The sequence below is a fragment of the Enterobacter cloacae complex sp. P43RS genome, assembly GCF_014930585.1.
In the GTDB taxonomy this organism is placed as follows: Bacteria; Pseudomonadota; Gammaproteobacteria; order Enterobacterales; family Enterobacteriaceae; genus Enterobacter; species Enterobacter bugandensis.
Map to the genome: position 1 here is coordinate 1 of NZ_JADBRJ010000012.1, position 14727 is coordinate 14727.

Below are 14727 nucleotides of genomic sequence, written 5' to 3' on the forward strand. Positions count from 1 at the left end.
ACCATGGGTAAAGGATGTTAAAAAGTGTTCACCATGTCCCCGAACACCTGTCTACCATGTCCCCGGACTGTACAGTGGGAGAGGGCCGGGGTGAGGGCATCAGACCGCACTATCCCTCTTTCACCTGCCCCCGCGTCACCGGCACCGGCAACCAGGCGCGAATGCTCAACCCGCCCCGCTCGCTGGTACCAATCTCCAGCAATCCGTTATGGTTATCCACAATACGCTGCACAATCGCCAGGCCTAAGCCCGTACCGCTGGTGCTGCGCGCGCTGTCGCCGCGCACAAATGGCTGGAACAGATGCTTACGCTGCTCGGGCTTAATGCCCGGGCCGTCGTCTTCCACCTGGAACCAGGCGCGGTTGAGTTCAGACCCGCTGCTAACCTTAATCCAGCCGTTACCGTAGCGCGCCGCGTTAACCACCATATTGGCCACCGCACGCTTAATGGAAAGCGGGTGCATACGAACCTGAATTTCACCGTCCTGAAGGTCAGTATCAATTTCACGCTCATAACCACTTTCTGCGGCCACCACTTCGCCCAGCACCGCGTTCAGATCGGCCATTTCCATCGGCATCTCCTGACCGGTGCGCAGGTAGTCGATGAACTGCTCGATGATGGCGTTACACTCTTCGATGTCCTTGTTAATAGACTCGGCGAGATAACCGTCCTCTTCACCCATCATCTCCGTCGCCAGACGAATACGCGTTAGCGGAGTGCGCAGGTCATGACTGACGCCGGCCATCAGCAGCGTACGGTCATCCGCCAGCTGCTTAACGCCTGCCGCCATATGATTAAACGCGCGCGTTACTGAACGCACTTCAGAGGCACCATATTCACGCAGTGGAGGAGGAATAATGCCTTTACCGACCTGCAGCGCCGCGTGCTCCAGGTCGACCAGCGGTCGGTTCTGGATACGGATAAACAGCCACGCGCCGCCTATCGCCAGCAGCATAATGGCAAGGGTGTAGCGGAACAGCGGCGAGAAATCGCCCTGATGGATTTCAGTCAGCGGAACGCGTACCCAGATGTTGGGTGACAGCCAGGTTTTCAGCCAGACGACGGGCGAGCTTTTGTTGACCTCAACGCGCACTTCCGTCGGGCCACCCAGCTGCTGCGCCATCTGCTGGCTGAGGAATTCATAGTGCTGCGCCCAGCGCAGGCCAGCATCTTCCGCCGCTTCATTGGAGTAAAGCGAAATGCCCAGTTCACGGTAGATTTCACGGCGAAATGCCGGGGGAACAACCAGCTGCGTGCCGTCCTCCAGCTGCAGCTTATCGGTCATCAGCATACGCACTTCGTAGGCCAGGACCTTATTAAACTGCTGGAGGCTCGGCAGAATCGCAAAGTTCAACACCACCAGGTAGGTCGTCACCAGGCTGACGAACAGCAGGGTGACGATCAGTAAGAGGGTGCGGGCAAACGAGCTTCGCGGCGAGAAGCGCATTCGCCTCATGCTTTAGAGCCGTCCGGAACGAACACGTAGCCCAGACCCCATACGGTCTGAATATAACGAGGATGCGCCGGATCTTCTTCCACCATGCGGCGCAGGCGGGAGATCTGCACGTCGATGGAGCGTTCCATTGCGGAGTATTCGCGACCGCGCGCCAGGTTCATCAGCTTGTCGCGGGAAAGCGGCTCGCGCGGATGGCTGACCAGCGCTTTCAGTACGGCAAACTCGCCGCTGGTGAGCGGCATTGGCTCATCTTCACGGAACATCTCGCGCGTGCCGAGGTTCAGCTTGAACTTGCCGAAGGCAATCACCGCCTCTTCCTGGGACGGTGCGCCCGGCAGTTCATTCGCCTGACGGCGCAGCACGGCACGAATACGCGCCAGCAGCTCGCGCGGGTTAAACGGTTTTGGAATGTAGTCGTCGGCGCCGATTTCGAGGCCCACGATACGGTCAACTTCTTCGCCCTTCGCCGTCACCATAATGATCGGCATCGGGTTGCTCTGGCTGCGCAGACGGCGGCAGATAGAAAGCCCGTCTTCACCCGGCAGCATCAGGTCGAGAACCATCAGATGGAAAGATTCGCGGGTCAGCAGACGGTCCATCTGCTCAGCGTTCGCGACGCTACGAACCTGGAAGCCCTGCTCGGTCAGATAACGCTCAAGCAGCGCGCGCAGGCGCATGTCGTCATCCACGACCAGAATTTTGTAGTTTTCTTGCATTGTGTGTACTCCCAAAGGTTCGGATAGTCTTTGTAACAGCGTATTCTAAAAAAGTGCACGTATTCGACCAGTTAATTCTGGTATAAATTCTAGTCGAAATTGTTACAAAGCATATTTAACAGCAGCTTATCTGTTCATTTCATCACATAAATCATTATTAATCCTGTCTGTTACACTGTGTGGTACGTATTGTGCGCAAAACAGAGAACCGGCAGCAAAGGCAGCACCATGAAAACGCCCCTGATCACCCGCGAAGGGTACGAAAAGCTCAAAAAAGAGATGGATTACCTGTGGCGCGAAGAGCGTCCTGAAGTAACCAAAAAGGTGACCTGGGCGGCAAGCCTGGGCGATCGCAGCGAAAATGCTGATTATCAGTACAACAAGAAGCGGCTGCGCGAAATTGACCGCCGGGTACGCTATCTGACGAAGTGTCTCGAAAATCTTAAAATTGTCGATTACTCCCCGCAGCAGGAGGGCAAAGTGTTCTTCGGCGCGTGGGTGGAGATTGAAAACGACGATGGTGACACCCTGCGTTTTCGCATCGTCGGTTACGATGAAATTTTTGGTCGTAAAGATTACATTTCTATCGACTCCCCGATGGCCCGCGCGCTGCTGAAAAAGGAAGTGGGCGATTTAGCCGTCGTTCAGACCCCAGCCGGTGAAGCCAGCTGGTACGTCAATGAGATCGTCTACGTAAAATAGTCCGAGAGCGCCCTCCCCGGCTGGCATTTTGCCGTGTCAGCCCGTATAACTATCCCCTGATTTTTGACCCACAAGATGATAAAGCCATGATGAAAGATTCGCTCTGCCGCATTATTGCGGGTGAACTTCAGGCCAGAGCCGAACAGGTAGAAGCTGCCGTTCGCCTGCTTGATGAAGGGAACACCGTGCCGTTTATTGCACGTTATCGTAAGGAAGTCACAGGCGGTCTGGATGACACGCAGCTGCGTAACCTGGAGACCCGCCTGGGCTATCTGCGCGAGCTGGAAGAACGTCGTCAGGCGATCCTCAAATCCATCGGCGAACAGGGCAAGCTGACCAGCGAGCTGGAAAGCGCCATTAACGGCACCCTGAGCAAAACCGAACTCGAAGATCTCTATCTGCCGTACAAACCGAAGCGCCGTACCCGCGGGCAGATTGCGATTGAGGCGGGTCTTGAGCCGCTGGCAGAGCTGCTGTGGAATGAGCCATCTCACGACCCGGAAACCGAAGCGGCGAAATTCGTCGACGCCGACAAAGGTGTCGCTGACACCAAGGCCGCTCTGGACGGCGCGCGCTACATTCTGATGGAGCGCTTCGCGGAAGACGCCGCCCTGCTGGCCAAAGTGCGTGATTACCTGTGGAAGAACGCCCACATCGTCTCTACCGTCGTCGCGGGCAAAGAGGAAGAAGGCGCGAAGTTCCGCGACTACTTCGATCACCACGAACCGATTTCGACCACCCCGTCTCACCGCGCGCTGGCGATGTTCCGCGGCCGCAACGAAGGCGTGCTCCAGCTCTCCCTGAACGCCGACCCGCAGTTTGACGAGCCGCCGAAAGAGAGCCACTGCGAGCAGATTATCATCGACCATCTCGGCCTGCGCCTGAACAACGCCCCGGCGGACAGCTGGCGCAAAGGCGTGGTGAGCTGGACCTGGCGCATCAAGGTGCTGATGCACCTGGAAACCGAGCTGATGGGCACCGTGCGCGAGCGCGCGGAAGACGAAGCGATCAACGTCTTCGCCCGTAACCTGCATGACCTGCTGATGGCCGCTCCTGCGGGCCTGCGCGCCACCATGGGGCTCGATCCGGGCCTGCGTACCGGCGTGAAGGTGGCGGTCGTTGACGGCACCGGCAAGCTGGTCGCCACCGATACCATTTACCCGCACACCGGCCAGGCAGCGAAAGCCGCCGTCGTGGTGGCGGCGCTGTGCGAGAAGTACAACGTGGAGCTGGTTGCCATCGGTAACGGCACCGCATCACGCGAAACCGAGCGTTTCTACCTCGACGTGCAGAAGCAGTTCCCGAAAGTGACGGCACAGAAAGTGATCGTCAGCGAAGCGGGCGCATCGGTCTATTCCGCCTCTGAGCTGGCGGCGCAGGAATTCCCTGACCTGGACGTTTCCCTGCGCGGCGCGGTCTCCATCGCCCGTCGTCTGCAGGATCCGCTGGCGGAGCTGGTGAAGATCGATCCGAAATCCATCGGCGTGGGCCAGTATCAGCACGACGTGAGCCAGACGCAGCTGGCGCGCAAGCTGGACGCGGTCGTGGAAGACTGCGTAAACGCCGTCGGCGTGGACCTGAACACCGCTTCCGTTCCTCTGCTGACCCGCGTGGCGGGCTTAACCCGCATGATGGCGCAGAACATCGTCGCCTGGCGCGATGAGAACGGCCAGTTCCAGAACCGTCAGCAGCTGCTTAAAGTGAGCCGCCTGGGGCCGAAAGCGTTTGAGCAGTGCGCGGGCTTCCTGCGTATCAACCACGGCGATAACCCGCTGGATGCCTCTACCGTTCACCCGGAAGCGTATCCAGTGGTGGAACGCATCCTGGCCGCCACCCAGCAGGCGCTGAAGGATCTCATGGGCGACAGCAGCGCTCTGCGCAACCTGAAAGCCGTTGATTTCACCGACGAAAAATTTGGTGTACCAACCGTTACCGACATTATCAAAGAGCTGGAAAAACCGGGCCGCGATCCGCGTCCTGAGTTCAAAACGGCGACCTTTGCTGACGGCATCGAGACCATGAACGATCTCCTGCCGGGCATGGTGCTGGAAGGTGCGGTGACCAACGTCACCAACTTCGGCGCGTTTGTGGATATCGGCGTGCACCAGGACGGTCTGGTGCATATCTCTTCCCTTGCCGACAAGTTCGTTGAAGACCCGCACACCGTGGTCAAAGCGGGCGACATCGTGAAGGTGAAAGTGCTGGAGGTGGATCTGCAGCGCAAGCGTATCGCCCTGACCATGCGTCTGGATGAGCAGCCGGGCGACACCAGCGCGCGCCGTGGCGGCAACGGCGGAGGCCGCGAGCAGCAGCGTCCGGCCACGAAAGCCACAAAACCGCGCGGGCGTGACGCGCAGCCTGCGGGCAACAGCGCGATGATGGACGCGCTGGCGGCGGCGATGGGTAAGAAACGCTAAGGTCACCCCCCTCACCCTAACCCTCTCCCCAATGGGGAGAGGGCCGGGGTGAGGGGAATAAAATCCTCTCAAATATATGAAACCGATTGCACACCCATATTTAAACCGCTATTTATCACTCCATTAACAAATACGCTTTTTATTCCTTCCCGGGTAATTCTGCAAATATTGAGCAAGGTCAATCAGACCGCAAATTAATACGATTAACAACATCCCGTCACATTTTTATTATTGCTGATAAAAACTATTCTCATTATCATCGCAGTGTAGATTATTTAACCTCTCGTGGAATCAGGCATTATGCAATTCACTCCAGACAGTGCATGGAAAATTACCGGTTTTACCCGCGAAATTAGCCCGGCCTATCGGCAGAAGCTGCTGTCACTTGGCATGCTGCCCGGATCATCATTCCAGGTCGTGCGTGTGGCGCCTTTGGGCGATCCTGTTCATATCGAAACCCGGCGCGTAAATCTGGTTCTGCGCAAAAAAGACCTCGCATTAATTGAAGTTGAATCTTTATCCCGTTAACAAGCCAGCGGTTTCGGTGGGTCTAATACAATGAAAAAATTAACTATTGGCTTAATTGGCAATCCTAATTCCGGCAAGACAACCTTATTTAATCAGTTAACCGGCGCGCGCCAGCGCGTGGGAAATTGGGCAGGCGTAACGGTTGAACGTAAAGAAGGCCAGTTCGCGACAACGGACAATCAGGTCACCCTGGTTGACCTTCCCGGCACCTACTCCTTAACCACGATTTCATCCCAGACTTCGCTCGATGAGCAAATTGCCTGCCACTACATTCTTGGCGGCGACGCGGATCTGCTGATCAACGTGGTCGACGCTTCGAACCTCGAGCGAAACCTTTACCTGACGCTACAGCTGCTGGAACTGGGGATCCCCTGCATCGTGGCGCTCAACATGCTCGACATTGCGGAAAAACAAAAGCTGCGCATCGACGTCGATGCGCTCTCCGCGCGCCTGGGCTGTCCGGTGGTTCCGCTGGTCTCGACCCGCGCTCGCGGTATCGACGCCCTGAAGCTGGCGATTGATCGCCACGCGGGAAACCGCGACGTTGAGCTGGTGCACTACGCCCAGCCGCTGCTGCGCGAAGCCGAACGGCTGGCGCAGGAGATGGACAGCAGCATGCCTGCAAAACAGCGCCTGTGGCTCGGCCTGCAGATGCTGGAAGGGGATATCTACAGCCGAGCCTATGCCGGACATGCGGCGGATAAGCTGGACGTGGCCCTCGCCCGTCTCAGCGACGAGCTGGACGATCCGGCGCTGCACATTGCCGATGCGCGTTATCAGGCCATTGCGTCAATTTGCGACGTGGTCAGCAACGCCCTTACCGCAGAGCCCAGCCGCTTCACGGCGGCGGTGGATAAGATTGTGCTCAACCGCTTCCTCGGTTTGCCCATCTTCCTGCTGGTGATGTACGTGATGTTCCTGCTCGCGATTAACATCGGTGGCGCGCTGCAGCCGATTTTTGACGCCGGTTCTGTCGCGGTCTTCGTACACGGTATTCAGTGGGTAGGTTACACCCTGCACTTCCCGGAATGGCTGACCATCTTCCTTGCCCAGGGGATTGGCGGCGGTATCAACACCGTTCTGCCGCTGGTACCGCAGATCGGCATGATGTATCTGTTCCTCTCGTTCCTCGAAGATTCCGGCTACATGGCGCGCGCCGCCTTCGTGATGGACCGCCTGATGCAGGCGCTGGGGCTGCCGGGCAAATCGTTCGTTCCGCTGATCGTCGGCTTCGGCTGTAACGTGCCGTCGGTAATGGGCGCGCGCACCCTGGATGCACCGCGTGAACGACTGATGACCATTATGATGGCGCCGTTTATGTCCTGCGGCGCGCGTCTGGCAATCTTTGCCGTCTTCGCGGCAGCCTTCTTTGGCCAGCAGGGCGCGCTGGCGGTCTTCTCGCTGTACGTGCTGGGCATCGTGATGGCGATCCTGACCGGCTTAATGCTCAAGCACACCATCATGCGCGGTGAAGCGTCACCGTTTGTAATGGAGCTCCCGGTCTATCACGTCCCGCATCTGAAAAGCCTGGCGATCCAGACCTGGCAGCGCCTGAAAGGCTTTGTACTGCGCGCCGGTAAGGTGATTGTTATTGTCAGTATTTTCCTGAGCGCGCTGAACAGCTTCACCCTCACCGGTCAGGCGGCAGATAACATCAACGACTCTGCCCTCGCCTCCGTCAGCCGCGTCATCACGCCGGTCTTCAAACCGATTGGCGTACAGGAGGATAACTGGCAGGCGACTGTGGGCCTGTTCACCGGTGCGATGGCAAAAGAGGTGGTCGTCGGGACCCTGAACACGCTCTACACCGCAGAGAACATTCAGGAGCAGGAATTTAACCCGGCGGAGTTTCACCTCGGTGACGAACTGCTGGGTGCCGTAGAGGAGACCTGGCAGAGCCTGAAAGACACCTTCAGCCTGAGCGTGCTGGCTAACCCGATTGAGGCCAGCAAAGGCGACGGCGAAATGGCGACCGGTGCCATGGGCGTGATGGGCGAGAAGTTTGGCAGCGCGTCCGCAGCCTACAGCTACCTGATCTTTGTTCTGCTCTATATTCCGTGCATCTCGGTGATGGGGGCGATTGCCCGTGAGTCCAGCCGCGGCTGGATGGGCTTCTCCATTCTGTGGGGGCTGAATATCGCCTACTCGCTGGCGACGCTGTTTTACCAGACCATTAACTTCAGCCAGCATCCGCGCTACAGCCTGGTCAGCATCCTGGCGGTCATCCTGTTTAACGTGATTGTGATTGGCCTGCTGCGCCGGGCGCGAAGCCGCGTTGATATCAACCTGCTGGCGACGCGTAAAACCCCGGCCACCTGCTGCAACAGCCCGGCTGGCGACTGTCACTAAGGGGAAAAACAGATGGCATCGTTGATTCAGGTTCGTGACTTACTGGCATTGCAGGGACGCATGGAGGCAAAACAGCTCAGCCTTAGCCTGCATACGCCGCAGCCGATGATCGATGCCATGCTGGAGCGCCTGGAAGCCATGGGTAAAGCCGTGCGGATTCAGGAAGAAGCGGAGGGTTGCCTCTCCGGCAGTTGTAAAAGCTGTCCGGAAGGAAAGGCCTGTCTCAGGGAGTGGTGGGCACTGCGCTAATAAAGCCGGGCATTGCTGCCCGGTTTTATCGTATTACTTATAGACGTCCGCAGTAGCGCGTACGTTTTTGGTCTGTTTATCTGCGCTGGTGACGACGAAGTATGTCCCGCCCAGCTCATCCGCTTTCTTCGACAGCTCTTTTCTTGCATCCATCGGCGCGGTGGTGTCAGACGTAGAAATCTCACCAATTTTCGTCAAATTCATCCCGGCAACTTTATCTTTTTCCAGCTCTTTTGCCGCAAAAACGCCAAATGACAGTGACCCAATAACCAGAGAAGTGACAATACCTGTAACAAGTTTCATAGCCTGACTCTCCATAGGATTGTTGTTTTGATCATCGTAGGCAGAACAACCGCAACGACATCTGGAGTATGGTTGCGGTGTGTAACTTTTTCCAGGCTGGATAGAAAATAATCAGTCTAAACGTTGACTTAACGCAACCAACGCTGAACAAAACTCCGTCGGATGAGAGATAAACGGCGCATGCGCGGCTTTTGCTATGACCTGTGATTCGCTGTCCGGCCAGAGGGAATCCAGAAGTGGGACCACTTTGCGCGGCACCAGCCCGTCGAGATAGCCATAGATGCGCAGGTGCGGCATGCTCAGCCCGGCCAGCGGCTCGCGAAGATCGGCCGTTTTCAGGATCTCCAGACCGCCGTTAAGCACCTCAACGTCCGGCATCGGCAGGGAGAGCACCACCTGCTTTAACGCTCTGGCATCCTGACGCGCGGTTTCGGTGCCCATCGTCTGCAAGGCGAGGAATCGCTCGACGGTCCGCTGGAAATCGTCGCTCAGCTGCTGCTGGAAGCCCGCCAGAACATCAGGTTTGATGCCGGGCCACGCCTCTTTTGCGCTAAAGCATGGCGACGAGGCCACGGTGACCAGCGCCCTAACGCGCTCGGGCCAGGAGAGCGCAATCTGGCTTGCCACCAGCCCTCCCAGACTCCAGCCCAGCCAGATGGCATTTTGCGGCGCGGCGTCTACAACGTGCTGCGCCATTTCATCAAGCGACATCGCGCCAAAGCCACGGCTGCGACCATAGCCCGGCAGATCAACCAGATGTAACGTAAATTGCGAGGCAAGTTCCTCGCTTATGCAATGCCACACTTCCGCATTCAGGCCCCATCCGTGCAGCAGCACAAGATGGCAATTTCCTGTCCCTACGGTCTGCCACCACAGCGTCTTCATCAGTTACTGTTCTCTTTTTTCACATGGAGGTTGCACATGCTAACAGTGCCTGGCTTGTGCTGGCTATGCAAAATGCCGCTTGCCCTCAGCGCGTGGGGCGTCTGTTCCGTCTGCACGCGTTCGCTGGAAAGGCATATCACAACCTGCCCGCAATGTGGTTTACCGGCGGCGAACCGCGATTTGCCCTGCGGCCGCTGCCTGAAAAAATCCCCGCCGTGGAGCGCGCTGGTGACCGTGGATGATTATGTTCCGCCGCTGAGCGTGCTTATTCACGCCCTGAAGTTTTCCGGCCAGAGTTCGCTGGCGCAGCCCCTTGCCCGCCTGATTTTGCTGGCTGTTTTACAGGCGCGACGAACCCGCGCTTTGCCGAAAATCGACATGGTAGTGAATGTCCCCTTATACCGACGCCGGCACTGGCGGCGCGGCTATAATCAAAGCGACCTGCTCTGCCGCCCGCTCGCCCGGTGGCTGGGTTGTCGCTACGATGCCAGCGCGCTTACCCGCGTTCATGCCACCGCCATCCAGCATCAGCTCAACGCCCGGCTTCGCAAAAGGAACCTGAAAAACGCCTTTCGCCTTGAATTGCCGGTCCACGACCTCCATATCGCCATCGTGGATGACGTCGTCACCACAGGCAGTACCGTTGCTGAACTTTCCCGACTGCTTTTGCAAAGCGGCGCCGCGTCGGTTCAGGTATGGTGTCTGTGCCGTACCTTGTAGCCCTTCTTCAATGGGCGTATGATTATACCCAGGTAATTTAGTCAACTATTAGGCCAAAGCTATGATCCGTATTTCCGATTCTGCACAAGCGCACTTTGCCAAACTGCTGGCAAATCAGGAAGAAGGGACGCAGATCCGCGTGTTTGTGATCAATCCAGGCACTCCGAATGCAGAATGTGGTGTCTCTTATTGTCCTCCGGACGCTGTGGAAGCAACTGACACTGCCCTTAAATTTGAACAGCTCACCGCTTACGTCGATGAACTGAGCGCGCCGTATCTTGAAGATGCGGAAATCGACTTTGTCACCGACCAGCTGGGTTCTCAGCTGACCCTGAAAGCGCCAAACGCCAAAATGCGTAAAGTCTCTGACGATGCGCCGCTGATGGAGCGCGTTGAGTATCTGCTGCAGTCCCAGATCAACCCACAACTGGCCGGCCACGGCGGTCGCGTTTCCCTGATGGAAATCACGGAAGACGGCCTGGCGATCCTGCAGTTCGGCGGCGGCTGTAACGGTTGCTCCATGGTCGACGTGACCCTGAAAGAAGGGATCGAGAAGCAGCTGCTGAACGAATTCCCGGAACTGAAAGGCGTGCGCGACCTGACAGAGCACCAGCGCGGCGAACACTCTTACTACTAATTCAGTACCCGTCTGTATTGCCCGGTAGCGCTGCGCTTACCGGGCCTGACTCCCTTGCCTTCCCCCTCTATATGTTGACCTGCGTCTCATAATTCAAATTTTGCCTCACCGGGTGATTCTCAACCACGATATGTTACCCGTATCATTCTCGTGGGCACTCAACACCCTTATAACAGCCGACTAAACTTAACTGTTTAGCAGGCATCAGTATGAGTGCCGTTAACCACTCTGTTCCCAGTTGGGACAACCGGAATTTGTCGTTGAAACAATGACGTTACCCATAACAATTCAAAGGCCAGGTAAATCATGCCATTAGTCATCGTTGCTATCGGTGTTGTGTTATTACTGCTCTTGATGATCCGCTTCAAAATGAACGGATTTATCGCTCTGGTTCTGGTGGCACTTGCAGTCGGTCTGATGCAGGGGATGCCGCTGGTTAAAGTTATCAGCTCTATCAAAGCCGGTGTCGGCGGCACGCTCGGCAGCCTGGCGCTGATCATGGGCTTCGGCGCCATGCTCGGTAAAATGCTGGCGGACTGCGGGGGCGCGCAGCGTATTGCCACCACCCTCATTGCCAAATTCGGTAAACAGCACATTCAGTGGGCAGTGGTGTTAACCGGTTTTACCGTCGGTTTCGCGCTGTTCTATGAAGTGGGCTTCGTGCTGATGCTGCCGCTGGTGTTCACCATCGCCGCCGCGGCCAACATTCCGCTGCTGTTCGTGGGTGTGCCAATGGCTGCTGCGCTGTCCGTGACCCACGGCTTCCTGCCACCGCACCCGGGTCCAACCGCCATCGCCACCATCTTCCACGCCGATATGGGTAAAACCCTGCTGTTCGGTACGATTCTGGCGATCCCAACCGTAATTCTGGCAGGCCCGGTGTATGCCCGTTTCCTGAAAGGCATTGATAAGCCTATTCCGGAAGGTCTGTACAGCGCCAAAACCTTCACTGAAGAAGAGATGCCAGGCTTTGGCGTCAGCGTCTGGACCTCGCTGGTACCGGTGATCCTGATGGCAATGCGCGCCGTGGCGGAGATGATCCTGCCGAAAGGCCACGCTTTCCTGGCCGTTGCCGAGTTCCTCGGCGACCCGGTGATGGCAACGCTGATTGCGGTATTGATTGCGATGTTCACCTTCGGCCTGAACCGTGGCCGCTCCATGGATCAGATCAACGACACGCTGACCTCGTCCATCAAAATCATTGCCATGATGCTGCTGATTATCGGCGGTGGCGGTGCGTTCAAGCAGGTGCTGGTCGACAGCGGCGTGGACAAATACATCGCTTCCATGATGCATGAAACCAATATCTCTCCAATCCTGATGGCGTGGTCTATTGCTGCCGTGCTGCGTATCGCGCTGGGTTCTGCAACCGTTGCGGCGATTACAGCGGGCGGTATCGTTGCGCCGCTGATTGCTACCACGGGCGTCAGCCCTGAGCTGATGGTTATTGCGGTAGGCTCCGGCAGCGTGATTTTCTCTCACGTGAACGATCCGGGCTTCTGGCTGTTCAAGGAGTACTTCAACCTGACCATCGGTGAAACCATCAAGTCCTGGTCAATGCTGGAAACCATTATTTCGGTCTGCGGCCTGGTAGGGTGTCTGCTGTTGAATATGGCTCTCTGACTCTCCTGCTCGATCGGTTCCCTCTCCCCTTTGGGGAGAGGGCTAGGGTGAGGGGCAAATTACGACTTCTTACCCACCGCCCTTCTGCGCTTATCCAAATCTTTAATCAGCCTGTTCACCCCGTCATCGGCAAACATCGTCTCAAGCGTTGTGGACAGCTTGCGGCGCCAGTTCTTGTACTGATAGCTGGTGCCCGGAACGTTCACCGGCTCCGCCATATCAATCCAGTCTTCCGGCTGCAGGCCGAGCAAAGCGCTGTTGCTGTCGGCAATATAGCGTTGCAGGCCACGGTTGAGCGTTGGGGTCATTGCCATCAGCGACGCCTTATGTCCGGCACGCTTGGGCAGACAGCCATGCTTGTGCAGCGCGTCCATCAGCCCCTGCTTCGCCAGCTCGCGGTCCTGATACAGCCCGCGCAGAACCTCTTCATCTGGATAGAGGCCCAGCGTTTTGCCGAGGGTCAGATCGCCGCTTTCCCAGTAGCCTCTGAGCGTAGGAAGATCATGCGTCGTCGCGACTGCCATTGACTGTTCAGGGTACGCTTTCGGCGCGCGGAAGGTTTTCTCATGGTCGTTTTCAAAATAGAGCACTTTGTAGGAATAAACCCCGCTGTCGCGGAGCTTGCTGACAATTTCCACCGGTACGGTACCGAGATCTTCACCGATCACCATGCACTGATGACGTTTACTCTCCAGGGCCAGGATCGACAGCAGATCGTCCACCGGATACTGCACGTACGCCCCGTGATCGGCCGTTTCACCGTACGGGATCCACCACAGGCGCAGCACGGACATCACGTGGTCGATGCGCAGCGCCCCGCAGTTCTGCATGTTCGCGCGCAGCAGGTCGATAAACGGCTCGTAGGCGCGCGCCGCCATCACGTGCGGATCCATTGGCGGCAGGCCCCAGTTCTGACCGAGCGGGCCGAGGATATCCGGCGGCGCGCCGACGGACGCTTTCAGGCAGTAAAGCTCACGGTCACACCAGGTTTCTGCGCCGCCTTCCGCCACGCCCACTGCCAGATCGCGATACAGGCCGATCGGCATCTTATAGCCCTGGCTCACCTGCCAGCAGGCGGCAAACTGGCTGTACGCCAGCCACTGCAGCCACAGGTAGAAGTCCACCTCGTCGGCATGATTTTTACAGAAGGCTTTGACTTCAGGGGTATCCACGGTCTGATACGCTTCCGGCCAGACCGGCCAGCCCCAGCGCATTTCGTCCTCTTTCACCTGATACGCGTGCAGCGCGTCAAATGCCGCCTGCCAGTAGAGGCTTTCACCTTCCTGCATCACGAACTGGCGGAAGGCCGCCATCTGCTCGTCGTCGCGCTTCGCAAAGCCTTTCCACGCCAGGCGCAGAGCCGCCATCTTCAGCGCGGTCACGGAGGCATAATCTACCCAGTCCGCATCGCGGGCCTGCTTCAGCAGCTGCTGGGTGGTCTCAAGCTTCCACCACGCCTGTGCCTCTTTGCTGTTTTTGAAATCGTCTAACGCGTTAACGTCGATGTAAATCACGTTTAGCCAGCGTCGGGAAGACGGGCTGTACGGGCTCGCGCTTTCCGGGTTGGCCGGATAGAGCGCGTGGATCGGGTTGAGGCCGATAAACGCGCCGCCGCGCTCACCAACAGATGCCAGCATCTTTTTCAGATCGCCAAAATCGCCGATGCCCCAGTTGCTGTCGGAACGCAGCGTATAGAGCTGCACGCAGGCGCCCCACAGCTTTTTGCCTTCAAGCAGCGCCTGCGGCTCATAGCAGCGTTTTGGCGCGACGATCACCCGGCAGTGAAAACGCTGTTCGTCCTGGGTGAGCGTCAGGCTGTGGTAGCCCTCCGGCAGCTTTGCCGGAAGGTTTAACGTTTTGCCGCCGGTGGCGTGGCCTTTATGCTGATGCCCCTCTTCGGTGGTGAGCAGCCAGCTAAACTCGCCACGTCCCTCCACCGACAGCGGCATCTTTTTGCCTGCGGTAAAGACCTTCACGTTTGGCACCGGAGCAACCGACGCGTTCGCGTCGGTTTTGTGCATGGCATCCAGCAAACGTCTTTTGGTGTCCGCACCAATAGACTGCGGTTTGCCGTGCGCATTGATGTAACTGAGGCTAATTCCCGCCGCCTGCGCGGCACTGTCCAGACGTTTACTCTCCATC

Annotated in this window: 13 protein-coding genes; 8 read left to right on the plus strand and 5 right to left on the minus strand. The window is 57.6% G+C overall.

The genetic code is table 11. The features are described from left to right. Nucleotides 1–109: 109 nt before the first annotated feature. Nucleotides 110–1456 (minus strand): two-component system sensor histidine kinase EnvZ, encoded by a 1347-nt coding sequence (gene envZ, locus IM294_RS19045; RefSeq protein WP_028014672.1) that lies wholly within the window; start codon nt 1454–1456, stop codon nt 110–112. Next, the gene (gene ompR / locus IM294_RS19050; protein WP_001157751.1) at nt 1453–2172 is read right to left on the minus strand and encodes a two-component system response regulator OmpR; all 720 of its coding nucleotides are present in this window, start codon (nt 2170–2172) and stop codon (nt 1453–1455) included. Before ompR ends, envZ begins: the two co-directional genes overlap by 4 nt. 228 nt (nt 2173–2400) lie before the next feature. On the opposite strand from ompR, the gene greB reads away from it, so the two are divergent. The 5 genes from greB to feoC all read left to right on the plus strand — a co-directional run bounded on the left by greB (nt 2401) and on the right by feoC (nt 8417). After that, on the plus strand, nt 2401–2874 hold the full coding sequence (greB, locus tag IM294_RS19055; RefSeq protein ID WP_014885539.1) for a transcription elongation factor GreB: 474 nt from the start codon (nt 2401–2403) through the stop codon (nt 2872–2874). 86 nt (nt 2875–2960) lie between these two features. Then, nucleotides 2961–5291 carry a Tex family protein gene (locus IM294_RS19060; protein WP_048957373.1) on the plus strand — a complete coding sequence of 777 codons (2331 nt, stop codon included), beginning with the start codon at nt 2961–2963 and terminating at the stop codon, nt 5289–5291. 300 nt (nt 5292–5591) lie between these two features. Next, nucleotides 5592–5819 carry a ferrous iron transporter A gene (gene feoA, locus IM294_RS19065; RefSeq protein ID WP_006177893.1) on the plus strand — a complete coding sequence of 76 codons (228 nt, stop codon included), beginning with the start codon at nt 5592–5594 and terminating at the stop codon, nt 5817–5819. A gap of 30 nt (nt 5820–5849) precedes the next feature. Beyond that, a complete protein-coding gene (feoB, locus tag IM294_RS19070; RefSeq protein WP_126818583.1) occupies nt 5850–8168 on the plus strand; it encodes a Fe(2+) transporter permease subunit FeoB in 2319 nt (772 codons plus the stop codon). A gap of 12 nt (nt 8169–8180) precedes the next feature. Beyond that, nucleotides 8181–8417: a [Fe-S]-dependent transcriptional repressor FeoC gene (feoC, locus tag IM294_RS19075; RefSeq protein ID WP_041911908.1), complete on the plus strand. Its 237-nt coding sequence runs from the start codon at nt 8181–8183 to the stop codon at nt 8415–8417. 33 nt (nt 8418–8450) lie between these two features. Here feoC and IM294_RS19080 read toward each other — a convergent pair whose 3' ends face one another. After that, on the minus strand, nt 8451–8720 hold the full coding sequence (locus IM294_RS19080) for a YdgH/BhsA/McbA-like domain containing protein (RefSeq protein WP_126818584.1): 270 nt from the start codon (nt 8718–8720) through the stop codon (nt 8451–8453). 111 nt (nt 8721–8831) lie between these two features. After that, nucleotides 8832–9605 (minus strand): pimeloyl-ACP methyl ester esterase BioH, encoded by a 774-nt coding sequence (bioH, locus tag IM294_RS19085; protein ID WP_048960504.1) that lies wholly within the window; start codon nt 9603–9605, stop codon nt 8832–8834. A gap of 36 nt (nt 9606–9641) precedes the next feature. Here bioH and gntX point away from each other — a divergent pair, with 36 nt between their 5' ends. The 3 genes from gntX (at nt 9642) to gntT (ending at nt 12585) form a co-directional block, all read left to right on the plus strand. Then, entirely contained in the window at nt 9642–10325 is a 684-nt protein-coding gene (gntX, locus tag IM294_RS19090; RefSeq protein ID WP_126818585.1) for a DNA utilization protein GntX, read from the plus strand. A 61-nt stretch (nt 10326–10386) separates the two neighbouring features. Continuing rightward, nucleotides 10387–10962 (plus strand): Fe-S biogenesis protein NfuA, encoded by a 576-nt coding sequence (nfuA, locus tag IM294_RS19095; RefSeq protein ID WP_003861601.1) that lies wholly within the window; start codon nt 10387–10389, stop codon nt 10960–10962. 306 nt (nt 10963–11268) lie between these two features. Beyond that, complete coding sequence (gntT, locus tag IM294_RS19100; RefSeq protein WP_048960500.1) at nt 11269–12585, plus strand: gluconate transporter; 1317 nt, start codon at nt 11269–11271, stop codon at nt 12583–12585. A gap of 59 nt (nt 12586–12644) precedes the next feature. Here the strand turns inward: gntT and malQ are convergent, their stop codons facing one another. Further along, a complete protein-coding gene (malQ, locus tag IM294_RS19105; RefSeq protein WP_126818586.1) occupies nt 12645–14726 on the minus strand; it encodes a 4-alpha-glucanotransferase in 2082 nt (693 codons plus the stop codon). Between the last annotated feature and the right edge of the window lies 1 nt (nt 14727).